The following is a 23,607-nucleotide window of genomic DNA, read 5'->3' as shown; positions in this document are numbered from 1 at the left end:
GCTTGAAGCCGGCTGGCACGCTCCCTAACCCTCTGCGCACTGTGTCCGTCAGCATCGAGGAGGATGGCATGAACGAGAGAATGGTGCCGCCGATCAGCCCAGCCGCCGCCGCGTTCCTTGCGCGTTCGCACCGGCCCTTCATCAATGGCCGCTTTGTTGACGGCCTTGCCGGTAACGACCTCCCCGTCGACGACTCCGCCTCCGGCGAGATCGTCGCCCACGTTCCCGAGAGCGGCCCCGAACTGGTCGACCAGGCGGTGCGCGCTGCGCGTGCCGCCCTTGAAGGCCCCTGGGCGTCGATGCCGCCGGTCGATCGCCAGAACCTGATGCTGAAACTCGCCGACGCGGTCGAGGCCGACGCCGACCTTCTGGCCGAGATCGAAAGCATCGAGAACGGCAAGTCGCTCGGCGTCGCCCGTATGCTCAGCGCCGGCGGCACCGTCGACTGGCTGCGCTACTATGCCGGCTGGGCGACCAAGATCGAGGGCTCGACCTTCCAGGTGTCCATCCCCGTGCCGCCGGGCGCCAGACACCAGGCGATGACGGTGATGGAGCCGGTCGGCGTCGTCGGCGCCATAGTGCCGTGGAATTTCCCGCTGCTGATCGGAATGTGGAAGATCGCGCCGGCGCTCGCTTGCGGCTGCACCGTGGTGCTGAAGCCGCCGCAGGAAACGCCACTAGGCCTGCTCAGGCTCGCCGAACTGATCGAAGCCGTTGGCTTCCCGCCGGGCGTCGTCAACATCGTCACTGGCAGCGGCAGCGTCACCGGCGAAGCGCTGATCCGCCATCCCGGCATCGACAAGCTGACCTTCACCGGCTCGACGGAAGTCGGCAAACGCGTCGGCCATGCGGCGGTCGACCGTGTCGCCCGCTTCACGCTGGAGCTCGGCTCGAAATCGCCGATGATCCTGCTTGCCGACATGGAGGAAGGCATCGAGCCGCTGGTCGCCGGGCTTGGCATGTTCTTCAACCAGGGCCAGGTCTGCACCTCGGCTTCGCGGCTCTTGATCGAGAAATCGATCTACGACCGCACGCTGGCAAGGCTGGCCGAAATCGCCGACGGCATGACGCTGGGCGCCGGCCGCGATGCCGAAGCGCAAATCAATCCGCTGGTCTCGGCCAAGCACCGGAAAAGCGTCGAGGGCTTCGTCGAACGCGGGCTCGCCGCCGGCGGCGAGCGGGTCAGCGGTGCGCGGCCGGTGCCGGCCAGGGGGCATTACGTGGCACCGACCATCCTGCACAATGTCCGCCCCGACATGGAGATCGTGCGCGAGGAGGTGTTCGGGCCGGTGGTGGCGGCAATGCCAGTCGCCGACCTCGACGAGGCGATCCGCATCGCCAACGACACGCGCTATGGTCTCTCAGCCTCGATCTGGACCCGCGACCTGGGCAAGGCGATGACCGCCATCCACAGCCTAAAGGCCGGCACCGTGTGGGTCAATTCGCACAACACGCTCGACCCCGCCGCACCGTTCGGCGGCTTCAAGCAGTCCGGCATCGGCCGCGAACATGGCCGCGCCGCGATCGAAGGCTATCTCGAGACCAAGACCGTCATCATGCGCTACGCCTGACACGATGAGCGCCGAATACGACTACATCATCGCCGGCGCCGGATCGGCCGGCTGCACGCTGGCCAACCGGCTGGTCGGATCAGGCAAGCGCGTGCTCCTCGTCGAGGCCGGGCCGGCCGACAACACCAGGCTCATCGACATGCCCGCCACCTTCGCCAAGGTGATCGGCACGGCGCGCAGCTGGATCTACGAATCCGAGCCGGAACCGAGCGTCGGCGGACGCCGGCTGCCGGTGCCGCAGGGCCGCACACTGGGCGGCGGCTCTTCGATCAATGCCATGCTCTATGTCAGGGGCCAGCCGCAGGATTATGATGGCTGGCGCGACCTCGGCTGCCCCGGCTGGGGCTGGGACGAGGTGCTGCCGGTGTTCCGGCGGCTTGAGCGCAACGAGCGCCTCGCCGGCGAACGCCACGGCACCGAGGGACCGCTCCCGGTCTCCGATCCGCGCTACCGCCATCCGTTGTCCATGGCCTATGTCAAGGCGGCGCAACAGGCCGGCTTCCGCTACAATGACGACTTCAACGGCGCCGGGCAGGAGGGCGTCGGCTTCTACCAGACGACTACATCGAATGGCGAACGCCAGTCGGCGGCAAAAGTGTTCCTCAAGCCGCTGGCCGGCAATACCAATCTCACCGTCGTCACCGATGCGCTGGTCACCGGCGTGACGCTGGAAAACGGCGCGGCGAGCGGCGTTGCCTACACCACTTCGGATGGCCGGAACCACGCGGCGACGGCAAAGGCCGAGGTGATCCTGACCTCGGGCGCGCTGGCAACGCCGAAATTGATGATGCTGTCGGGACTGGGACCCGCCGAACATCTGGCCGGGCTTGGCATTCCGGTCATCCGCGACATGCCTTCGGTCGGCCGCGACCTGCAGGACCATGTCGCCGCCCCCGTCTATGCGCTGACGCGCCAGCCGATCTCGCTGCTCGGCGAGGACCGTGGCCTGCGGGCGCTGCGCCACGGCATACAGTACATGCTGTTCCGCAGCGGCCTGCTCACCTCCAACGTCGTCGAAAGCGGCGGCTTCTTCGACACCGATGGCGATGGCCGGCCCGACATCCAGTTCCACGTCCTGCCGGTGATGATCGAAAGCGCCGAGCACGGCTCGATCGATCGCCACGGCATGGAGCTCAACCCTTGTGTGCTCAGGCCGAACTCGCGCGGCATGGTCAGGCTGCGGTCGCGCGGCGCGGCCGACCCGATCCGCTTCACCACCGGCTTTCTGACCGATCCCGGCGACCTTGCCCTGCTGCTCGCCGGCATGAAGATCGCCCGCACCATCCTGCGTCAGCCGGCCTTGCAGGCGGTGATCGCGGAGGAGCTGTCGCCGGGCGGGGCCGCCGACCTTTCCGATCAGTCCATAACAGACCACATCCTCGAACACGCCAAGACGGTTTATCACCCCTGCGGCACCTGCCGGATGGGCACCGATGACCAGGCGGTGGTCGACCCGCAATTGCGCGTGCGCGGCGTGCCGCGCCTACGCATCTGCGACGCCTCGATCATGCCGCGTCTCATCAGCGGCAACACCAACGCGCCGGTGATCATGATCGCCGATCGGTGCGCCGATTTCATCCTCGGCAGCGCTTAGCGAGAAACGGGCAGCCCAGAGAAATCCAGGCTGTTTTGAGACGGTGTATCTGTCCAGCGCATGCAGCGACTTTGTCGCGACCGAAACCGGACAGCTTGACGCCGCCGGGCGGCACGGTGATGTCGGCGCCGCCATACATTGCATAGGTCCTATCAAATCGAGACTGGGATAGCGATGCCAAAGCGCTGCTGTTGGCCGCCAGAAAGCTGGTGCGGATACGCCTGGAGAAATTCAGGCGATGCAGGCAGCTTCACCAGACGCAGCAGTTCCAGCAGCATCCATGACGGCGCCGAAGTCGCGCCCGGCTTCCAGATCATCGCTGCGCCGGCCACACGCCCGGCCACTCGGTCTACCTCGCAAACTACGGCAAGGAACAGCGCATGATTTCGGGCGACACGATGTATGTGCCAGCGCTGCTGGCGCCGCATCCGGAGTGGCAAGGCAGCTACGACCAGGACGGGCCGATGGCGATCACCACGCGGCACAAGCTGATCGATCGCGTGATCGCCGACCACATCCGGATCTCGGGCGGGGGCTCTCAGAGAGGTTCCTGCTATTGCTGCTGCAGGCCGGTGATCATGGCAATGATCTCGTTCTTATCGGTCTTCGCGGTCTCGCGAATTCCAATCTGCTTGCCACGCCTGAGAACACAGATGCGGTCGGAGAGCTTGAAGACCTGGTCGAGGCTGTGGCTGATGATCAGGATGCCGACATTGCGCTGCTTCAGCGACTGGACGATAGCCTCCACCCGGGCGGTTTCGGCAACGCCCAGCGCCGCCGTCGGCTCATCCAGCAGGATCAGCTTGCTTGCCCAATGCGTGGCGCGCGCGATCGCAACGCCCTGGCGCTGGCCGCCGGAGAGATCGCGGATAGTGGCGTGGGCGGAGGGGATGCGCACGTCCAGTTCCTTCACCAGTTTCTCGGTCTCGTCGATCATGCGGCGGCGGTCGAGCAAACCGAGGCGGTTCAGCGGCTCGCGGCCGAGGAACATGTTCATGTAGACCGTCTGCTGGTCGGCCAGCGCCAGGTCCTGGTAGACGACCTCGATGCCGTGCGCGCGCCCCATGGTGGCATTCGACATCGTCACCGGTTTTCCTTCGATGACGATGGTGCCGGACGAGGGCGGGTGGACGCCCGAGACGATCTTGACCAGCGTCGACTTTCCGGCGCCGTTGTCGCCGACGAGTGCAACGATCTCGCCCGGGAAAACCTCGAGCGAAAAACTCTCGATCGCGGTGATGCCGCCGAAATTCTTGCGAATGTCGTGCAGCTGAAGGATGGGCGCGCTCACCGTCATGTGTTTCTCCTAGACTGGCCAGGCATAGGGTTCACCGAAGCCGTTCTCGATGGTTTCCACTTTCGGATTGTCCGTCGAAATGCCCGACACGCCGACAATATGGGCGCGGGTGACGAAGGCCTGGCCACGGAAGCCGAACACGGCGCTGTCGCCAGGCTTCGGCGCGTTCGCGCCGGCGGCATCGATCATGGCGTAATAGTCGATCGCAGAGGGCGGCGGCACCTCGACGCTGCGCAGTGCCGAGCCTGCCGTCGTCGGTTCAGCCGAGACGATCGCCTTGACGTCGTAGTCGGGGAAGATCGGATCGATGTAGAAGCCGCCGCCAAGGCAATAGGCCTTGCCGCCGGAGAGATGCGAGACCTCGGTGAGATAGAGCACCGCCGGCAGCTCCGGCAAATCTTCCATGACATGCAGCGCGGTGGTGCCATGTAGTCCATTGCCGGGCTCGCACTGCGTCGCGCCGGCCTCGGCGAGTGCCGCCAGCATGACGCTCGACGTGGTGCCCGGCGCGTTGATCTCAATGTCCTTGCGGCCTGCCTTGGCCAGCGCTTCCGCAGCTTTCGCGAGCGTCGCCAGATTGGGGGTCGGCAGCACTTTTCGCGAAGCATGGTCGAACAGCAGAGCAGGGAAAGTGGTGATGCCGGCGAAACGGCCGCCTTCGACGGCATCCAGCCGGTCGGCGACATCGACAATGTCGGCGGCATTGAAACCGCCTTCATGGCCGCGATAGAAGATATCGCCTTCGGCGGTGATGCGGGCCAGCAGGTCCTGCACATAGCCGGCCGCCTTGGCGCCTGTTGCCGCTTCCCCAGCCTTGGTAGCGTTGAACACGGTCCAGTAGTCCGGCTTGAAGGTTTTCGCCGCAGCCGCCGCTTCGAATTTTGCGACCTGCTGGAGATGGCCGAGATGGCCAAGCTTCATGCCTGCCTTGTGGGTGGCGCGGGCGCAAGCCATGTCGACGGCGACCGCGCGGTCAATGCCGCCGCGCATCACAGCCCGGCAGAACGACGAGGAGCGGCCGACCTGCTTGGTCATGGCGAAGATCTTCAGGCCGTTGCGGTTGGCCTCGCTCTTGAGAACCCGCGCATTGGCCTCAACCGTGTCGAGATCGAGCACATAAGCATTGGCCGGCAGCTTACCTTGCTGGTGCAACCGGATAGCTGATTCGATGAAGGCGGGGTTGCGGCGGCGCAGAATCTCGAGAAACATGGATGGCTTCCTTCAGCGGTTCTTTTCGCGCAGCGACACGGCGACTGCGGTCAGGATGATGAGGCCGCGCACGATCATCTGGTCGGAGACCGACAGGCCCATCAGGATCAGGCCGTTGTTGAGCATGCCCATCATCAACGAGCCGACCAGCGCGCCGACCACGGAGCCCTTGCCGCCATTGAGCAGCGTGCCGCCGACGATGACGGCGGCGATGACCGTCATCAGGTCGGTTTCGCCGAGAGTATATTTCGCCGCCTGCAGGCGACCGGCATAGAGCAAGCCGGCAAGACCGGCGAGCCCGCCGCTGATGGTCAGCACGGCGAGCTTGATCCTGGGCACGCTGATGCCCGATACGCTTGCGGCGCGGGCATTGTCGCCGGTCGCCAGCACATGCGCGCCGAAACGGGTTTCGCGGAACACCAGGTGGCCGATGGCCACGGCAATCACCGACCACCAGACGAGTGAGGGGATACCGAGCAGCGAGCCGGAACCGAAGAAGCCGGTGAACGCTTCGTTGGTCACCGAGATCGAGCGAAGGTCTGTCATCGAACGCGAAACGCCGGCGAACAGGCCGAGCGTCGCCAGCGTCACCAGGAAGGAGGGCAGCCTGACATACGCCACCAGCACGCCGTTGGTGACGCCGATCAGCAGGCCGGCGCCGAGGCCGGCGACTATCCCTGCCGGCATGCCGTACGCGTTGATGGTGACGGCGGCTGCAAGGGCCGCCACCGCCACGATCGAGCCGATCGACAAATCTATTTCGCCGGCCGACATGACGAAGACCAGGCCGATGGCCATGATCGTCACCGGCGTCGTCTGCAACACGATGTTCGATAAGTTCCGCACGGTGAGGAAGCCGCTGTCCCTCAGCACAATGGCGAAGAACAGGAAGATCGCCAGGAAACCGAGGTAGACGACATATTGCTGCAGATTGAAGCGGCTGGCGAAGCTGCTACCGGCGCTGGTGTTGGCACTGGACATTTTATTCCTCCGGTGGTGAGCGCTTCGCCTCGAGCCTATTTCACCGCGTCCGCGATAGCCGCCGGTACGTCCCTGTTGAGGGACTTCCTCCAACCGTCCTTCACCGTGTCCTTGGTGACGGCGATGGAATCTACGGCATAGAATGGTTCGGCCTTCTTGCCGACCAGAGAACCTGCCGAGGCGCGCGCCAGCGTCACGCCAATGCTGTAGGCCTCGTCGGCCACGAGGGCCGCGATGTTGCCGCCCTTGACCATGTCGAGCGCGGCAGGCTCGTTGAGGTCGAGCGTGACAATCTTGGTGTGCGTGTTGCCGGCACCGCGCAAGGCCGAAAGCACGCTTAGCGCCGGTTCGGCCCAGGTCACATAGATGCCGTCCAGGTCCGGATGCTGGGTGATCATCGCCTGGGCGATGTCTTCGCTACGCGCCGGGTCGGCCATGCCGGCCTCGGCCTCGATCTTCATATCGGGATAGTCCTGCTCGATGGTCTTCTTGAAGGCCTGGTCGCGCTGGTTGGTGACGTAGAAGTCGGCATCGTGGAAGATGTAGCCGACCTTACCCTTCTTGCCGAGCGCCTCGGCCATGGCGATGCCGGCCTTGTTGCCCATCTGAAAGAGATCGTCGGAGACGATGGTGACATAGTCCCTGCCCTGCTTGTAGCCGGCCGGGGAATTGTCGACGAAGCCGAGCTTGACGCCGGCCTGGCGTGCCGGATCGTAGACCGAAGCTGCGGTCGCCGGATCGACGGGAAGCGACAGGATGATCGACGGCTTTTTGGCCATCACCGTCTCGATATCGGCCTTCTGTCGCGCGGCGTCGAAACCGGCATCGGTCTGCGCCACCACCTCGATGCCGAGGCGCTTGAATTCGTCATGGGCGCCGGCGTTGACGGCGTTGGTGTATTCGCTCATTTCGTGCCAGACGAGGGCGGCGGTGAACTTGCCGTCCTTGATCTGCTGCTCTTCGGCTGGCGTCAGCGTAAGACTGCTCGCCGGCACCGGCTTTTCACCATTCGGTCCTGTGGTGACGCCTTCAGCGGCGAAGGCGTGCATGGCTAGCAGGCTCGCCACTGTCGTTATGATTACAGATGCTTTGCGCATGTCCCGGTTCCCTTTTTGTTGTGTCGAAGAAAAGCTCCGGTGCGGCGGGCCGCGCCGGAGCGAGAGCCTTACTTGGCCGCGTCGAGCACCGGCTGCGGCGCGTCGCGGTTGAGCGAGTCCTTCCAGCCCTGCGCGACATTCTCCTTGGTGACGGTCAGGGCCGGGGCGACGACGAAGGCCGGTGTCGGCTGGCCAAGCAGCGACTTCATGCCGGAAGCAGCCATGGCGCGGCCGAGTTCATAGGCCTTGTCGGCGACGAGGGCTGCGACATTGCCGCCCTTGACCATGTCGAGCGCGACCGGCTCGGCGAGGTCGAGCGTGACGATCTTGGTCCTGGCGTTGCCGGCGCCGCGTAGCGCCGACAGCACGCCGTCGGCCGGCTCGGCCCAGGTTACGTAGATGCCGTCGAGATCGGGATGTTGCAAAAGCATCGCGTTGGCCAGTTCCTCGGCGCGGGCCGGGTCGGATATGCCCTGTTCGGCGACGATCTTGATGTCGGGATAGACCTTCTCGATGGTGGTCTTGAAGGCTTGGTCGCGCTGGTTGGTGACATAGTAGGCAGCGTCGTGGAAAATGTAGCCGACCTTGCCCTTGCCGCCGATCGCCTTGGCCATCGCGTCCGCAGCCTGCTTGCCCATCTGGAATAGATCGTCAGTCACGATCGAAGCGTAATCGGTGCCCTGCTTGTAGCCCTTGGGCAAGTTGGACAGGAACACCAGCTTGGTGCCGTCCTTGACCGCCTGGCGGAAGGCTTCTGCCGAGGTGACCGGGTCGAGCGGCAGCGCCAAGATGACGTTGGGCTTGGCGGCCAACGCCGTCTCGATGTCGCTGCGCTGGCGGGCGGAGTCGAACTGGGCATCCGTTTTGACCGCAATGGTGATGCCGGCGCGGGCGAATTCGTCGGTGGCGCCGGCGGTTACCGCATTGGTGAAATCGGACGAGGTGTGCCAGAGCAAGGCAGCCTTGTAGCCCTTGTCCTTGAGCGCGGCGATGTCGGCATCGCTTAGGATCACGTCGGCGCTCGGCGTGGCGCTCTCGCCCTGCGGGCCGACCGTCTGTGCGAAAGCTGGGTTGGCGGCAAGCATCAATCCGCCGGCAAAGGCGGCGGCGATCAGTGTCTTCATCGGCATGTCAGTTCTCCCATTTTGCTTCGTTGGTGGTTCAGTCGGCCACGCCGCAATAGCGGGCCATGAAGGCGGCGAAGCCGACTATGCCGGCGAAATATTCCTCGACATCGACGTGCTCCTCGAATGTGTGGCAATTCCTGATGTCGCCGGGCGCGCAATAGACGGCAGGAATACCGAGCTGATTGATGATGAAGGGGGACTCCGACCAGAACGGTGCGCCCTCGATGACGCCGCGTCCGCTCATTGCGCCAGCCATCGCGTCGGACAGCATGGCGACTTCCGCCCGCGTTTCGCCGATCTCGGCAGCGGTGCCGCCCAGCCTGTGGTCGCGGCCGGCGGGGTAGGCGAACTCTACCGAAATATCCGGATCGGCGATCGCGCCGCGCACGGCAGCCTCGATCTCGGCAGCGGCGGTGTCGAGGTCCTCGCCAGGCAACAGCTTGCGGATCAGCGAGAGCGTGCAGCGCTCGGGAACGGCAATGTAGCCGCCGCCGGCAAGCCCGGTGATAAGCAGGAAGCCGCGCCCGACCAGTTTGTGCTCGGCGCGCGCGGCGACCTCATCCGAATGCTTCCAAAGCGCCGTCATCGCGGCATGGCTTGCACGGAGCGCATCCTTGCCGAGTTCTGGCACACCGAAATAGGCGGATTTGCCGGTAATCGAAATATCGGTGATGAAGAAGCCGATCTGCGCCGCATAGACGGCCAGGCGGGTCGGCTCGACATAGACGGTGAAATCGGGTGCTGTGATCTCGCCGGCCTCGATGCGCCCGACGAAGTGCTTGATCCCGGCGGAAATGCCGGTGCCGGGCTGGCCGCTCTCCTCGTCGCCGACGAAAGCGAAGGCGACGTCCCCCTTGAGGCGAATGCCGGCCTTTTCGAGCAGCGCGAGTGCAGCAAGCGAAGCGGTGATGCCGGCCTTGAGGTCGCCTGAGCCGCGGCCCCAGACAGCACCATCAATGATCGGGGCGGCGAACGGATCCTCACGCTCGGTGCCTGCCCAATGCTCGCGCCAGCCGTCGACGTGGACGGTGTCGGTATGGCCGATGAACAGCAGGCGCTTTCCCTGGTCGGCCCCCTTGCGCTCGCCCCAGATGTTGGGCCGCCCAGGAAGGAATTCCGTCCTGGTCAGGCCGCTGAGGTCAAGGTCGCGCATCCTGGCTTCGAGGAAGTCGACGAAGTTGGCTTCGTTGCCGGTGATGCTCTCTCGGCCGATGGCGCGGCGAAACAGCGTTAGTGCGTCGTCACGGTCGAGCGCTGCCTGCAGGCGGGCGGTAATATCGTGAGTCATATCGCGGCCTCCTTCAGCGCGGCGGCCTGGGCAGGCGGCAGCGAAATCCGGCCATCAGGCGCGTCGACGCCGAACAGCGTGTTGTGCAATTGGCCAAGGCCGATTGCCGCCGCGCCGATGAGGGCTGCGCGTGCGCCGAGTTCGCTCGCCTCGACCCTGACCGGATAGGGGAAGCATAGCGGCAGAAGCGCCTGCACCCTGGACAGGATTTCGGGCCGCAACCCAATCGAGCCGCCGAGGATAAACTTTTCTGGATTGGCGATCGCCGCGATTGCCGCAACGCCTTGCGCCAGATGGCGGGCAGTTTCGTCGAGCACGGTGAGCGCGTCCTTGTCGCCAAGCGCGGCATTCTCGAATATTGCCGGCACCGAGACCTGCCTGCCGGTGAGGGCGTGGTAGCGATCGGTCATGGCGTGGGTGGCCACCGCGCGTTCGAATGCGCCGGTGCGCAGTGATTCCTCGGCGAAGGGATCGGCGCCGATCGGCATAAAACCGATCTCGCCGGCGGCGTGCCCAGCACCCCGCACCAGATGGCCGCCCAGCATCAGCCCGCTGCCGATGCCGGTGCCGAGCGCGATGTAGGCGAGATTGTCGATGCCCTGACCTTGGCCGAGCCAGTTCTCGCCAAGCACCGCGAGATTGACGTCGTTCTCGATCATCACCGCGACGCCGAGCGCTTCTTCGAAGGCATCCAGCACATTCATTGTGTCGAAGCCGGCAATGTTCGGCGCCATTAGAATGCGGCCGGTGGCCGGGTCAGGAGCGCCAGGCGCGCCGATGACGGCCAGGCGTATCTTCTTGCGCGCGACGTGCTGTCTGGCCGCGGCATCGAAGGCCAGCGCTGCAATCTGATCGACGACGAACTGGCCGCCGCGCGGATCGGTCGGTGTGGCGGCTTCGGCAAAGATCTGGCAGGCAAGGTCGGTCAGCGCGACCCGCACCTTGGTACCGCCAAGGTCGACGGCGATGATATAGGCTGCGTCGTGGACCAGTTCGTAGGTGACGGCGGTGCGCCCGACATGGCCGCTGGTGCGGCCGGTTTCCTGGACCCAGCCCTCCTGCTCGAGCCCGCGCATGATTTCGGAGATGGTCTGCTTCGACAGGCCCGTCAGCTTGGCGATCGAGGCGCGGGAGATCGGCCCGCCCTGGACGATCGCTTCCATCACGGAGCGCTGTGAGAACTGACGGGATATGCGCGGCAGGTCAGTCACATTGAACTCCGGTTAATTCGTTCTATGACCGAACTTATTATTCGGAACTGGACCTGTCAATGTATGTTCGCGAGCGGCCGTATTTGCGCACGCGAACATTGATCCGGAGGCAGGATTCAGGCGCGTTGCTGCCGTTCGGCAGAAGATAAATGCGGTCAGGGAGTGGCTGGATCAGCTTCTTGAATCAATTGGGCGAACAGCTTCGTAGCGCATTGACAAATAACGATCATGTTAGTCTCTGAGGGTCACTGTTTTCTACAGGAGATCAATACAGCGGATGGTTCGCCGGTCCATATCTCTCGTATTCTCTCGTATGGGTCTGTCGAACCAAGGACGATGAACGAGACTAACTATTGGCTTCGAATATTGGTGATGTACCGCGGGTCTGCCTCCCAGTGAATGGCTCAAATGGGGCCGGCAGCGGAACGTCCGCTTGCAGTTTGCAAACGTGGATAGCTACCATACCGCTTTCACTTGCAAAGGCGCGTTTGACGCCAACTGGTCTGGCCCGAAGCCGACATCTCCGTCCAGCATAGTCCGACCATGTTCGGCGCAAGCTGCTCGCTTGAACCGTGGGATAGAATTCCGCCAATTTCAGGCACGTGGTTGTCAGGCGCCTACCGAACTTGACAAGCAGTCTTGCAGGAACTGCGTCGAGCACTGAACGTTTGACCAAGCGCGGGCATCTCCGCCTTGGCTAAGGACCATCAATGTTCACGTTCATGTTTGCCACCGGCATCGAGAACAGCACCCCCACCATTCGACAAGGCCGGGAGCGCGTCGACGAAATGGAAAAATGCCGCTTCTACGAACGATGGCGCACCGACTTCGAACTGGTCCAGGATCTCGGGGTGCATTTCCTCCGCTACGGACCTCCCATCCACAAAACGTGGCTGGGTGATGGACGTTATGATTGGGCATTCGCCGATGAGACCTTCGCGGACCTGAAGGCGAAAGACATTCTTCCGATCGTCGACCTTTGCCATTTTGGCGTGCCGGACTGGGTTGGCAACTTCCAGAACCCGGACTTTCCGGCACTATTCGAGCACTACGCCAGGTATTTCGCGATGCGCTATCCGTGGATCCAGCTCTTCACCCCAATAAATGAGATGTTCATCTGCGCCACCTTTTCGGCTCGCTGGGGATGGTGGAACGAACAACTGAGCAGCGACACTGCTTTCGTCACCGCCCTCAAGCACATCGTGAAGGCGAACGTGCTTGCCATGCGGGCGATCCTCGAGGTGCGGCCGGACGCCATCTTCATACAGAGCGAATCCTCGGAATACTTCCACGCCGATTCTCCCGAGGCGGTCGGCAGAGCGGAACGGTTCAACAGCGAGCGTTTCCTGTCGCTTGATCTCAACTACGGTCATGACGTCGACGCGCACACCTATCGCTATCTTCTCGAAAACGGGATGACGGCCGAAGAATACAGTTTCTTCCTGGAGAGCCATCTGCGCAGGCATTGCGTGATGGGCACCGACTATTACCAGACCAACGAACATCGGGTTTGGGCAGACGGAACGACGTCCAGGTCCGGCGAGGTGTTTGGCTATGACGAGATCACGCGGCAGTACTTCAACCGCTACCGGCTTCCCGTAATGCATACGGAGACCAACATCAGCGAAGGCCCCAATGGAGACGAGGCCGTCTATTGGCTGTGGAAAGAGTGGGCCAACGTGCTGCGGATCCGCAACGATGGCATCCCCATCGTAGGCTTCACCTGGTACTCGCTGACGGATCAGGTGGACTGGGACAGTGCGCTTCGGGAGAACAACGGACGGATCAATCCGCTCGGCCTCTATGACCTCGACCGAAATCCGAGGGCGGTGGGGCGCGCTTTCAAGGCGCTGATCGCGAACTGGAACAAGCTGCTGGCCACACAAAGTGTCTGCCTTGCTTTGCCGGTCTTTCTTCCCTCACAGCAGGACGATGCCATTGTTCGCGCGCAACAGGATTATGCACGCAGCCTGCTGAGCGTGGATCGGGTCGCTGAAGGCTGGACTGAACCACTTGCTGCTCCCCAGAAAGAGGTCGAACCCGATGCGCCTGGATAACAAGACTGCAATCGTAACCGGTGCTGCAAGCGGGATTGGACTGGCCATCGCCATGCGGTTGGGCACCGAAGGTGCACGGGTGAGCCGACGTGGGTGGAGGCAAGGTCCAGAAGGCGCGCATGCGGTTCGACAAGGGGCGCTCCGGGGAGCCGCTATCACGGTGCTGTCGACTTGCGCTCACGCGTTCGGCAGGTTGGTGATAATCGTCAACAACGCGCCGGCCTGGTAATCTTTAAACCCTTGAGGCTCACTAGCGCGGTCTGGCTGAAGGTGCTGAGCGTCGACCTGCTAGGCGCAATTTATTTCGCCCGAAAGGCATTCGCTCATATGACATCTGGCGGCGTCATCGTAAACGTTTTGAGTGTGCGCGGTCGAGACGAGCTCCGCATGTCAAGCTATACGCCGCGGCAAAGGCCACCCTCCTGTCTCTAACCGAGACCCGACGCAGTTCGCACCTTTGCCGACTGGGCATGAATCCGGACGATTACCGAACCAAATGGAACCTGCCTCGCAATTACCCGATGGTGGCACCCAACTATTCGGGAAGCGTTCCGCATATCGCCTCTAACACCCAGTAGCGGACAGCTCTCGCCTGAGGCGTCAGTCGTCGTTGAAGCGCTCCGGCATCGGATTCGAGGCCAAGGCTGGTGCACAAGGATCATGACATCGAATTCCACTCTTTACAGGAACAAGTGCCTTTCCTCGGGATTAGGATTCGACGCCGCAACGGCGTCGAACCCCAAAGGAGACTCACATGAAACGTAAGATTTTGACAGCTACAGCGATCTCTCTCTGTCTCGCCACCGCGGCCTTGGCGCAGTCGTCGGGAACATCCAGCGGCACGAACGGAACGTCCGGCTCATCGGCCGGGTCCAGTATGAGCTCTACGTCCGGCTCCGGCCAAAGCGGTATCCCGAGCGGCTGGGACAGCAAGCTCTCCGGCTCATTCTTCAGCGACGCCAATTCGGGAAGACTTCTGTCGCAGGATGAGATCCGCAAGAACTGGTCGTCCCTGAGCTCTGAACAGCAGGCACAGGTTCGCTCCGACTGCTCGAGGATGACGGCCAGTAACGGCACTGGCTCTGGCACAATGACCGGCACGTCAGGTAGCTCGGCTTCGACCGGCAGTGATACAACGGCGAGTATCGGCACCGACTCTGGCACAGCCACCGGCACTTCAGGCAGCTCTGGTTCGACCGGCAGTAACACCACGGCCAGCAACAGCACTGGTTCGGGTACAACCACCGGCACGTCGGGATCCTCGAATACAGCTGGCGATACGACCGCCAGCACCAGCACGGGTTCGGGCGCGAACTCGGCTGCTCAAATGGCTTCGATGCAGCAGCTCTGCACTCAGGTTCAAGGGATGTGAGTGAATGCGGCGCTCCGGGCCGGCTTGGCCGGATTAAGAAGAGGCCTTGAAGGCCCGGGCATCGCTTTGGTTTGGTAGCCATTTCGGCGCTGAAGTCGGCCGGAGACCGGGGTCACAACTCGGCGCTTGTCGCGCTGTTTCTCGATCGCCGGCGATCGTCCCTCGACAATAGCGCGCTTCGCGTCGAGACACTTCTCTCGGGCAAGGGTAAGTGAGATTCCGCCCCGCCAATACCTGCCTAGATAGACCGTCTCCTGGCGTCCGTTGAGCCTGTAGTCCAGCCGAACCAGATCGCACCACTGGGCATCGCGCGGACATACATGCCGTCACGGTCTGCAATCTTGTAGATGTTCTCTTTTGGTTCAGGGCTTTAAGGGCGACGTCCGTCAGCATTCCCCGCTACCTCCTGAAAAGTACCGTCAGTACAATTTCGAGGCTCTTCGGCAGAAATTTTGTTTTATCTTCAATTCCTTAAGGCATAAAAAAATACCGTCAGAGCCTCATTGGATCTGACGGTACTTCGAAAAATCTGAGCTACCAATATGCGGAAGGTCCGTCAGCCGGTCCGTCAATCCAATCTCTGCGCACCGATTGTCGCCGAATGGGTTTATATGTGTTGTCAAATAGTTATGGCGTACAATGGCGTGTTTTCGGCGGCGTTTGAGTGGGCCTGAATCACTCCCACTCGATGGTGCCTGGCGGCTTTGACGTCACGTCGTAGACGACGCGGTTGATGCCGCGGACTTCGTTGATGATGCGGGTGGCCGCCGCGCCGAGGAAAGCCATGTCGTAGTGGTAGAAGTCGGCGGTCATGCCGTCGACGGACGTCACGGCGCGCAGGGCGCAGACGAATTCGTAGGTGCGGCCGTCGCCCATCACACCGACGGTCTGCACCGGAAGCAGCACGGCGAAAGCCTGCCAGATGGCGTCGTAGAGGCCGGCCTTGCGGATCTCGTCGAGATAGATGGCGTCGGCCTCGCGCAGGATTTCGAGCTTTTCGCGGGTGATACCGCCGGGGCAGCGGATGGCAAGGCCTGGTCCAGGGAACGGATGGCGGCCAATAAAACTTTCGGGCAGGCCGAGTTCCTTGCCCAGTGCCCTCACCTCGTCCTTGAACAGTTCGCGCAGCGGCTCGACCAGCTGCATGTTCATGCGCGCCGGCAGGCCGCCGACATTGTGGTGCGATTTGATGGTCACCGACGGGCCGCCGGTGAAGGAGACGCTCTCGATGACGTCGGGATAGAGCGTGCCTTGCGCCAGGAAATCGGCGCCGCCGAGTTTCTTGGCCTCTTCCTCGAACACTTCGATGAACAGCCGGCCGATGGTCTTGCGCTTCTTCTCGGGGTCGGACTCGCCTTCCAGCGCCGAGATGAATTTTTCCGACGCGTCGACCAGGATCAGCGGCAGATTGTAGTGCTGGCGGAACATCGCCACCACGCCGGCGGCCTCGTCCTTGCGCATCAGGCCATGGTCGACAAGAATGCAGGTCAGCTGGTCGCCGACCGCTTCGTGGATCAAAAGTGCGGCGACCGATGAATCCACGCCGCCCGACAGCGCGCAGATCACCTTGCCCTTGCCGACCTGTTTGCGAATTGTCTCGACCGCATGCTCGCGATAGGCGCGCATCGTCCAGTCGCCTTCGATGCCGGCGATGTTGTGCACGAAGTTTCTCAGCAGCCTGGCGCCATCCGGCGTATGCACAACTTCCGGGTGGAACATGATGCCGTACATCTTGCGCGCGACGTTGCCGAAGATGGCGAAAGGCGAGCCTTCCGACTTGCCGAAGACTTCGAACCCCTTGGGCAGCGAGATGACGCGGTCGCCATGGCTCATCCACACCTGGTGGCGCTGGCCTGGCGCCCACAGGCCCTCGAACAGCGGGCTGTCCTTTTCGATCTCGACGAAGGCGCGGCCGAATTCGCGATGGTTCGAGCTTTCGGCGACGCCGCCCATCTGCACGCACATGGCCATCTGGCCGTAGCAGATGCCGAGCACCGGCACGCCGGCATCGAAGACGATCTGGGGCGCGCGTGGGCTGCCGATGTCCGATGTCGAGGCGGGACCGCCCGACAGGATCACGGCTTTCGGATTGATGCGCTTGAAGGCAGCTTCGGCCGATTGGAACGGCACGATCTCGGAAAACACGCCAGCCTCGCGGATGCGGCGGGCGATGAGCTGCGTAAACTGGCTGCCGAAATCGACAATCAGGACTGTATCGGGATGATTGGCTGTCGTCATGGCGAGCCTTTAGAGAAAGAAACGAGTCGGCGCAATGGGGTGCGTAGCCCGACTTTCAGAGCGCTGCCGGCTCTTGCCCAGGCTGCTCCTTGTGTAGCGTGCCGGAGCCGATGGCCCGTTCGAGGCGCACGACTGCATCCGCCAGCTTCTCGTCGATGACATGCAGATATTCGGTCCAGTCGCCAACGTGGCGCAGATCGGCTGCGCCGTCTGAAATGCCGCGCAGGCCGATAAGCGGGACATCGAACAACTGGCAGGCGCGCAGGCAGGCGAAGGTTTCCATGTCGACCATGTCGGCGGCGATGGCGTCATAGGCGGCACCGGTGATGATGGCGCCGCCGGTCGACAGGCTGGCTTCTTTAATGCCCGGTATCCTGAATGATAGCGGGAGGGTCACCGGCAGGTCGAGGAACGGCGTCGCGCCTTTTTCGAAGCCTAGCGGCGAAGCGTCGATGTCGCGATAGCTGACCGAGACCGCCTGGTAGATTTGCGTCTGTTCAAGCGTGCGGCTGCCGGCGGAGCCGAGCGAGACGACGAGATCGGGCAACGCCTTCTCGGATTTCAGCCATGACAGTTCGGCGCCGAGCCGCACACCTGCCTCTACCGGGCCGACGCCCGTCATCAGCGGCGTGAACAGTTTTTGCAGATGCGGACCGTACTCGGCCTGCGCCGCCATGACGAAAAGAACGTCCTTGCCGCCAATTCGCGACACTTTGCCGGTCATGAATTCGACTCCCTCGGCTGCGGAACAAAAAGGGCGGTGCTCTCGTCGGCTGCCGGCCCTTCGCTATGGCTCCGGGTCGCTCGAAAAGCCAATTTGGGGGCTTTTCGTCGGTTACACGGACCACTCCTCATCCCGCTATCCCGTCACGGCCAACCACCGTCATCATCGTGCCGGTCATGGTCGCGATCAGCTTGGCCTCGCCATCGGCGGCAAAGGCGTACGCCTGGCCATCGGCGACAATGATGGTGCGGCCGGGTTTGGTCACCGAGCCGCGGAACAGGAAGCGTTCGCCCCGGCCGGGCGCCAGGAGGTTGACCTTGAACTCAATGGTCAGCACACCGGAATTTTCCGGCATCAGCGAAAATGCGGCATAGCCGCAGGCCGAGTCCAGCGCCGTCGAAATCACCCCGGCATGCAGGAAACCGTGCTGCTGGGTCAGTGCCTGGGAATAGGGCATTTCGATCTCGATGATGCCCGGCGTCACAAGCGTCAGTTCGGCGCCGATGGTCGCCATCGCCTGCTGGCGCGCGAACGACGCCCTGACGCGGTCCTCATAATCGGGTGCGGGTACGATCTTTGCTGCCATGGCCATCGCCCTGATTTATCTGCAAAGCTTATCGCAGACGCCTGAACGCCACGCAAATGCTTTTGCTGCACTGCAGCAAAGCACTCAGTTCAACAGGAGCAGCGACGCGTTGAGCAAGGTGGCGAAGGCTACCCACGCGGCATAGGGCGCAAACAGCCAGCCGGAAACCCGGTCGCGGTTCCACACCGTGGCTATGAACAGCGCAATGCTGGCGAGAAGAGCCAGGATCACGACCAGTGCCGGCCCCATCTGTTTGGCGCCGAAGAAAGTCGGCGACCACGCGAAGTTCAGAACAAGCTGGAGGGCCCAGATCTTCATCGCGGCGGCTGCTTGTTCCCGCTCCCATGTCCGCCAGCCGGCCACGGCGATCAGCACATAGAGGAGCGTCCAGGCCGGCGCGAAGACCCAGTTGGGCGGGTTGAAGGGCGGCTTGGCGAGCGAGGCATACCATTCACCCGGCAGCGTCGCATAGCCGATCAACAGGCCGCCGCCGAGCACCAGAAGGAGGAAAAGCAGAAGCGACACATATCTTTGCAAGAATTCTACCCCGTCTGGCGGCCGACGCCGCGCATCTGCAACTGGCGCTATGTCAGCCTGTCAATCGCAGCGTCAATTCGCCCGACGCAGCGCACAGAAATGGAACCCGTCGGTGCCGCTCAGAGCCGGCGACAGCGAGATATCGCTTGTCTTGCCGATCCGGGCGGCCGCTGCGTGACCGGGGAAGCTGGCATCCCAGAGCGCGCGATGATCGACCGGAACGAAGCCCTTGTGCCGTTCGCGAAAGGCGGCGACCTGCTCGCCATTCTCCTCGTCGAACACCGAACAGGTGATGTAGACCAGCAGTCCGCCCGGTTTGACATAGGCATTCGCCGCATCGAGGATCGCCGACTGCTCGCCCTTGCGGGCATCGAGCTGTCTTTGCGTCAGCCGCCATTTGGCGTCTGGACGGCGCCGCCAGGTGCCGCTGCCGGTGCAGGGCGCATCGACCAGCACAATGTCCATGTGGCCTGCGAGGGGGCTGAGCTCAGCCGGCTTGGTGACAACCTGGACGTTGCGGTTTTCCGAACGGCGGATGCGGTCGAAGATCGGCGCCAGCCGCGCCTTTTCGGCATCATGGGCGAAGACCTGACCTTTGTTGGCCATCGCCGCAGATAGCGCCAGCGTCTTGCCGCCGGCGCCGGCGCAGAAATCGAGCACCTGCATCCCGGCTTGCGCGCCGGCAAGGGTTGCAACGATCTGCGAACCCTCGTCCTGAACCTCGAACCAGCCCTTTTGGAAAGCCGGCTCGGCCTGTACGTTGGGGTGCCGGCCGTCGCCGTCGATGGGCGGGATGCGAATGCCTTGCGGCGCAATAGCAGCTGCCTTGGCGCCGGTGTCGGCGAGTTCCGCCAGCACTTTGGCGCGGTCGGACTGCAGCGTGTTGACCCTGATGTCGAGCGGCGGGCGGGTCGCCAAAGCCGCCCCTTCCGCAACCCAGTCTGCGCCAAAGGCTCGTTCGAACAACGGCGCGCACCAGTCGGGTACGTCCGCCCGCACCGCCTCCGGCGCGTCTTCAGGCCGGCGCTCGGCCAGCGCTTGCAACTCGGCGGCGCTGAGCAACGGTGGCGCGAACTTGTCGCCCTCGAGCGCATCGTTGAGCGACTGCGGCGTCTGGCCCCATTCGATGAGCAGCGCGCCGAAGCCGATGGCGCGGGGCGTGTCTTCACCCAAAAGCCAGCCGGCGGAACGTTTGTGGCGCAGCGCGTCGTAGACGATGTTGCCGATCGCCGCGCGGTCGCCGCCGCCCGCAAAGCGATGCGACAGGCCCCAATCTTTCAGCGCATCGGCCACCGGCCGGTGGCGCCGGCCAATGTCGTCCAGCACTTCAATGGCTGCCGCCAGCCGTCCGCCCAGTCGCATTCGTCATTCCATCTATCGAGCACAGTATCTTTCGGCCTGCTCTTAGAGCGTTTCGCGTCGAGATTGAACCCCGCTTGAATTTCGCGGCGACGAGGCCTTCCGCTTGCGGCCGACGATTTTCCCCGCCGGCAAATGTCTGCACGCCGGCGATAACAAATCTCAAATATATGCAAGGTCTCTAATGTTGGTAACTGGCCGCCGTAAGCACGATCTGTGGCGCAATTGCTCTGCTTTCCAAGCTTTTGCGTTGGGAATACTCTTTGCGCCATGATTCGCGGCGCGGAAAAGCGGACCGGCGGATCGATACGAGGAGAGGGCAATGAAAACGTATCTTGCGGAAGTTCTAGGGACATTTCTATTGGTGTTTATCGGCACGGCGTCGGTGGCGACGGGTGGCTTTCTTGCCGACTTGCCGCTGGGCCAGGAAGCCATCGGCCTGGCGTTCGGCATCGGCCTGATTGCGGCGGCTTACGCGGTGGGTCCCATCTCAGGCGCACATCTCAACCCGGCCGTCACGCTCGGCGTCTTCCTTGCCGGCCGGCTGCCGGCCAAGGATGTCATTCCTTACTGGATCGCGCAGATCATCGGCGCCATTCTGGCCTCGCTGGCGCTGTGGATCATCGTCTCCGGCCAGACCGGCGGGCACACCACCGGTTTCGGCGCCAATGGCTGGGACGTGGCGAAATGGGGACGAGTTCGGCCTTCCTGTGGGAGCTGATCGGCACCTTCACCTTCGTCACCGTCATCCTCGGCGTCACCGCCGAGAAGCACTCGACGGCGTTCGCCGGCCTGGTCATCGGCCTGACGCTGGCCGGACTGCACTTCGCAATGATCCCGGTGACCGGCACCTCGCTCAATCCGGCGCGTTCGATCGGCCCGGCGCTGTTTACCGGCGGCGCGGCCCTCAGCCAGCTCTGGCTGTTCATCGTTGCGCCGCTGATCGGCGGCGCAATCGCTGGCGTCGTCGCCAAGGCACGCATCTTCGAAAAGGACTGATTTCGAAGCCTGCGAAAACGAAGGGCGCGGGCCTCGGCCCGCGCCCTTCGTTTGGGAGGTTGTATCAGGCAGCGATGTCGAAACGGTCGGCGTTCATCACCTTGGTCCACGCCTTGACGAAATCGCCAACGAATTTCTGCCCGGCATCCGCCGACCCGTAGACCTCGGCCAGCGCGCGCAGCTGCGCATGCGAGCCGAAGATCAGGTCGGCGCGTGTGGCGGTCCACCTGACTGCCCTGGTCTTGCGGTCGCGTGCTTCATAGACCTCATGCGAGCCCGGCTCGGAGGCCGGATCCCAGATGGTGCTCATCGAGAGCAGGTTGACGAAGAAGTCGTTCGTCAGCGTGCCCGGCCTGTCGGTCAACACACCATGCTTCGAGCCGCCGGTGTTGGCGCCGAGCACGCGCAGGCCACCAACCAGCACCGTCATCTCCGGCGCCGTCAGGTTGAGCAGTTGCGCCCGGTCGACCAGCATGGCTTCGACCGACATCGGCGGTTTGCCCCTGACATAGTTGCGGAAGCCGTCAATTTTCGGCTCGAGCGCCGCAAAGGAATGGACGTCGGTCTGCGCCTGCGAGGCGTCGGTGCGGCCGGGCGTGAAGGGAACCTTCACCGCATTGCCGCCATCCGTTGCGGCTTTCTCGACCGCGGCGACGCCGCCGAGCACGATGAGGTCGGCCAGCGAGACCTTCTTGCCGCCTGCGTTGAACTCGTTCTGGATGGCTTCGAGCTTCGCCAGCACGGTAGCCAGTTCGACAGGCTGGTTGACCTCCCAGTCCTTCTGCGGCGCCAGGCGAATGCGCGCGCCATTGGCGCCGCCGCGCTTGTCGGAGTTGCGGAAGGTCGAGGCCGAGGCCCAGGCGGTCGAGACCAATTGCGAAACGCTGAGGCCCGAAGCCAGGATCTTGGCCTTCAGCAATGCGATATCCTGGTCGCTGACCAGCTCATGGTCGACGGCCGGAACCGGATCCTGCCAGATCAGCTCTTCCTTCGGCACCAGCGGGCCGAGATACCGCACGACCGGCCCCATGTCGCGATGGGTGAGCTTGTACCAGGCACGGGCGAAGGCATCGGCGAACTGCTCCGGATGCTCGTGGAAGCGGCGCGAGATCTTCTCATAGGCCGGGTCGGCCCGCAGCGCGAGGTCGGTGGTCAGCATTGCCGGCGCATGACGCTTCGAGGGATTGTGCGCGTCCGGCACCGTAACCGCGCCAGAGCCGCCCTTCGGCGTCCACTGATGGGCCCCGGCCGGGCTCTTGGTCAGCTCCCATTCGAAGTTGAAGAGATTGTCGAAGAAGTTGTTGCTCCACTTGGTCGGCGTCGTCGTCCAGGTAACTTCGAGGCCGGACGTGATCGCATCGCCGGCAATGCCGGTGGCATGCTTGCTCGACCAGCCGAGGCCCTGCGCCTCGATGCCCGCGCCTTCCGGCTCGGCGCCGACCAGTGTTGCATCACCGGCGCCATGGGTCTTGCCGAAGGTGTGGCCGCCGGCGATCAGCGCCACGGTTTCCTCATCGTTCATTGCCATGCGTCCGAAGGTCTCGCGGATGTCGCGGGCCGAGGCCAGCGGATCCGGCTTGCCGTTCGGCCCTTCCGGGTTGACGTAGATCAGGCCCATCTGCACCGCGCCGAGATGGCCGTGCAACTCACGGTCGCCGGAATAGCGCTTGTCGTCGAGCCACTTGGTTTCCGAACCCCAGTCGACATCCTGCTCGGGCTCCCAGACATCGGCGCGGCCACCGGCGAAGCCAAAGGTCTTGAAGCCCATCGATTCCAGCGCGACGTTGCCGGTGAGAATCAACAGGTCGGCCCAGGAGATCTTGCAGCCGTATTTCTGCTTGACCGGCCACAAAAGCCGGCGCGCCTTGTCGAGATTGGCGTTGTCCGGCCAGCTGTTCAGCGGCGCGAAACGCTGCTGGCCCGCACCGGCGCCACCCCGGCCGTCGCCGATGCGATAGGTGCCGGCGCTGTGCCAGGCCATGCGGATGAACAGCGGCCCGTAATGGCCGAAATCGGCCGGCCACCAATCCTGCGAATCCGTCATCACCTTGTGCAAATCCTCGATCACCGCGTCGAGGTCGAGCGTCTTGAACTCCGCGGCGTAGTCGAAAGCCTCGCCCATCGGGTCCGAAAGGCTCGACTGCTGGTGGAGAACGCCGATGTCGAGCTGGTTCGGCCACCAGTCGCGGTTGGTCCTGGCGGAGGTTCCATGCACGACCGGGCATTTGCCGGCGCTGTTGTCGTCGGTCATCGCGTCCATCTTGGCCTCCGAATTCCTGATTTATGTGTTGTTTTTTCCGGGCCGGCCGGGAGCCGCGCCACTCTGGAATGGTTCCAGACTAAGCCGTCTCTCCGATAAA

20 protein-coding genes and 3 pseudogenes are annotated in these 23,607 nt (G+C 63.3%); 7 read left to right on the top strand and 16 right to left on the bottom strand.

Annotated features, from left to right (window positions below; all coding sequences use genetic code 11):
- The first annotated feature begins 68 nt into the window (after positions 1-68).
- Together NLY44_RS30550 and NLY44_RS30545 are read left to right on the top strand one after the other, a co-directional pair.
- Positions 69-1,571 (top strand): aldehyde dehydrogenase family protein, encoded by a 1,503-nt coding sequence (locus NLY44_RS30550; protein WP_156935968.1) that lies wholly within the window; start codon positions 69-71, stop codon positions 1,569-1,571.
- 4 nt (positions 1,572-1,575) lie between these two features.
- Positions 1,576-3,165 (top strand): GMC family oxidoreductase, encoded by a 1,590-nt coding sequence (locus NLY44_RS30545; RefSeq protein ID WP_023686850.1) that lies wholly within the window; start codon positions 1,576-1,578, stop codon positions 3,163-3,165.
- 152 nt (positions 3,166-3,317) lie between these two features.
- Here the strand turns inward: NLY44_RS30545 and NLY44_RS30540 are convergent, their stop codons facing one another.
- Complete coding sequence (locus NLY44_RS30540) at positions 3,318-3,482, bottom strand: hypothetical protein (RefSeq protein ID WP_280790939.1); 165 nt, start codon at positions 3,480-3,482, stop codon at positions 3,318-3,320.
- Between NLY44_RS30540 and NLY44_RS30535 the strand changes: the two are divergent.
- Positions 3,442-3,695 (top strand): annotated as a pseudogene (locus NLY44_RS30535) (MBL fold metallo-hydrolase); the annotation flags it as partial. The gene NLY44_RS30540 and the pseudogene NLY44_RS30535 sit on opposite strands and share 41 nt — an antisense overlap.
- Before the next feature lie 23 nt (positions 3,696-3,718).
- Here the strand turns inward: NLY44_RS30535 and NLY44_RS30530 are convergent.
- The 7 genes from NLY44_RS30530 to NLY44_RS30500 form a co-directional block, all read right to left on the bottom strand.
- Positions 3,719-4,462 (bottom strand): ATP-binding cassette domain-containing protein, encoded by a 744-nt coding sequence (locus NLY44_RS30530; RefSeq protein ID WP_023686849.1) that lies wholly within the window; start codon positions 4,460-4,462, stop codon positions 3,719-3,721.
- 9 nt (positions 4,463-4,471) lie between these two features.
- On the bottom strand, positions 4,472-5,671 hold the full coding sequence (locus NLY44_RS30525; RefSeq protein ID WP_023804480.1) for an alanine racemase: 1,200 nt from the start codon (positions 5,669-5,671) through the stop codon (positions 4,472-4,474).
- A gap of 12 nt (positions 5,672-5,683) precedes the next feature.
- Complete coding sequence (locus NLY44_RS30520) at positions 5,684-6,652, bottom strand: ABC transporter permease (protein ID WP_023804481.1); 969 nt, start codon at positions 6,650-6,652, stop codon at positions 5,684-5,686.
- A 35-nt stretch (positions 6,653-6,687) separates the two neighbouring features.
- Positions 6,688-7,749 carry a substrate-binding domain-containing protein gene (locus tag NLY44_RS30515; protein ID WP_023681811.1) on the bottom strand — a complete coding sequence of 354 codons (1,062 nt, stop codon included), beginning with the start codon at positions 7,747-7,749 and terminating at the stop codon, positions 6,688-6,690.
- A gap of 68 nt (positions 7,750-7,817) precedes the next feature.
- Entirely contained in the window at positions 7,818-8,879 is a 1,062-nt protein-coding gene (locus NLY44_RS30510) for a substrate-binding domain-containing protein (protein ID WP_023667731.1), read from the bottom strand.
- Positions 8,880-8,910: 31 nt separating this feature from the next.
- On the bottom strand, positions 8,911-10,164 hold the full coding sequence (locus NLY44_RS30505) for a M20 family metallopeptidase (protein WP_023729112.1): 1,254 nt from the start codon (positions 10,162-10,164) through the stop codon (positions 8,911-8,913).
- Entirely contained in the window at positions 10,161-11,375 is a 1,215-nt protein-coding gene (locus tag NLY44_RS30500; RefSeq protein ID WP_023732327.1) for an ROK family transcriptional regulator, read from the bottom strand. The genes NLY44_RS30505 and NLY44_RS30500 overlap by 4 nt, the downstream gene beginning before the upstream one ends.
- Before the next feature lie 710 nt (positions 11,376-12,085).
- Between NLY44_RS30500 and NLY44_RS30495 the strand changes: the two genes are divergently transcribed.
- Genes NLY44_RS30495 through NLY44_RS33280 form a run of 3 tightly spaced genes read left to right on the top strand, consistent with a single transcriptional unit; the run spans position 12,086 to position 14,010 of the window.
- Positions 12,086-13,432, top strand: coding sequence for a family 1 glycosylhydrolase (locus tag NLY44_RS30495; protein ID WP_023804482.1), 1,347 nt, complete (start codon positions 12,086-12,088; stop codon positions 13,430-13,432).
- Positions 13,419-13,661 (top strand): SDR family NAD(P)-dependent oxidoreductase, encoded by a 243-nt coding sequence (locus tag NLY44_RS30490; RefSeq protein ID WP_156940965.1) that lies wholly within the window; start codon positions 13,419-13,421, stop codon positions 13,659-13,661. Before NLY44_RS30495 ends, NLY44_RS30490 begins: the two co-directional genes overlap by 14 nt.
- 31 nt (positions 13,662-13,692) lie before the next feature.
- Entirely contained in the window at positions 13,693-14,010 is a 318-nt protein-coding gene (locus NLY44_RS33280) for a MucR family transcriptional regulator (protein WP_460221787.1), read from the top strand.
- A 172-nt stretch (positions 14,011-14,182) separates the two neighbouring features.
- Here NLY44_RS33280 and NLY44_RS30480 read toward each other — a convergent pair whose 3' ends face one another.
- The 7 genes and pseudogenes from NLY44_RS30480 to NLY44_RS30450 form a co-directional block, all read right to left on the bottom strand.
- Positions 14,183-14,731 (bottom strand): hypothetical protein, encoded by a 549-nt coding sequence (locus NLY44_RS30480; protein ID WP_023804483.1) that lies wholly within the window; start codon positions 14,729-14,731, stop codon positions 14,183-14,185.
- 189 nt (positions 14,732-14,920) lie between these two features.
- Positions 14,921-15,197 (bottom strand): annotated as a pseudogene (locus NLY44_RS30475) (Arm DNA-binding domain-containing protein); the annotation flags it as partial.
- A gap of 282 nt (positions 15,198-15,479) precedes the next feature.
- The gene (gene guaA / locus NLY44_RS30470) at positions 15,480-17,042 is read right to left on the bottom strand and encodes a glutamine-hydrolyzing GMP synthase (protein WP_023732330.1); all 1,563 of its coding nucleotides are present in this window, start codon (positions 17,040-17,042) and stop codon (positions 15,480-15,482) included.
- 55 nt (positions 17,043-17,097) lie between these two features.
- Positions 17,098-17,766 carry a 5'-methylthioadenosine/S-adenosylhomocysteine nucleosidase gene (locus tag NLY44_RS30465; RefSeq protein WP_023804484.1) on the bottom strand — a complete coding sequence of 223 codons (669 nt, stop codon included), beginning with the start codon at positions 17,764-17,766 and terminating at the stop codon, positions 17,098-17,100.
- 127 nt (positions 17,767-17,893) lie between these two features.
- Positions 17,894-18,352, bottom strand: coding sequence for a PaaI family thioesterase (locus NLY44_RS30460; protein WP_023701303.1), 459 nt, complete (start codon positions 18,350-18,352; stop codon positions 17,894-17,896).
- A gap of 84 nt (positions 18,353-18,436) precedes the next feature.
- On the bottom strand, positions 18,437-18,889 hold the full coding sequence (locus tag NLY44_RS30455) for a TspO/MBR family protein (protein WP_023804485.1): 453 nt from the start codon (positions 18,887-18,889) through the stop codon (positions 18,437-18,439).
- 72 nt (positions 18,890-18,961) lie between these two features.
- The gene (locus tag NLY44_RS30450) at positions 18,962-20,251 is read right to left on the bottom strand and encodes an RsmB/NOP family class I SAM-dependent RNA methyltransferase (RefSeq protein ID WP_023704462.1); all 1,290 of its coding nucleotides are present in this window, start codon (positions 20,249-20,251) and stop codon (positions 18,962-18,964) included.
- Positions 20,252-20,570: 319 nt separating this feature from the next.
- Here NLY44_RS30450 and NLY44_RS33140 point away from each other — a divergent pair.
- Positions 20,571-21,247 (top strand): annotated as a pseudogene (locus NLY44_RS33140) (MIP family channel protein).
- Positions 21,248-21,311: 64 nt separating this feature from the next.
- On the opposite strand, the gene katG reads toward NLY44_RS33140, so the two are convergent.
- The gene (katG, locus tag NLY44_RS30435; RefSeq protein ID WP_023804486.1) at positions 21,312-23,507 is read right to left on the bottom strand and encodes a catalase/peroxidase HPI; all 2,196 of its coding nucleotides are present in this window, start codon (positions 23,505-23,507) and stop codon (positions 21,312-21,314) included.
- Positions 23,508-23,607 lie beyond the last annotated feature (100 nt).

Source organism: Mesorhizobium sp. C089B, from assembly GCF_030323125.1.
Taxonomy (GTDB): Bacteria; Pseudomonadota; Alphaproteobacteria; order Rhizobiales; family Rhizobiaceae; genus Mesorhizobium.
Note: the sequence above shows the minus strand (reverse complement) of the source record. Positions and strands in the feature narration are given on the sequence as shown.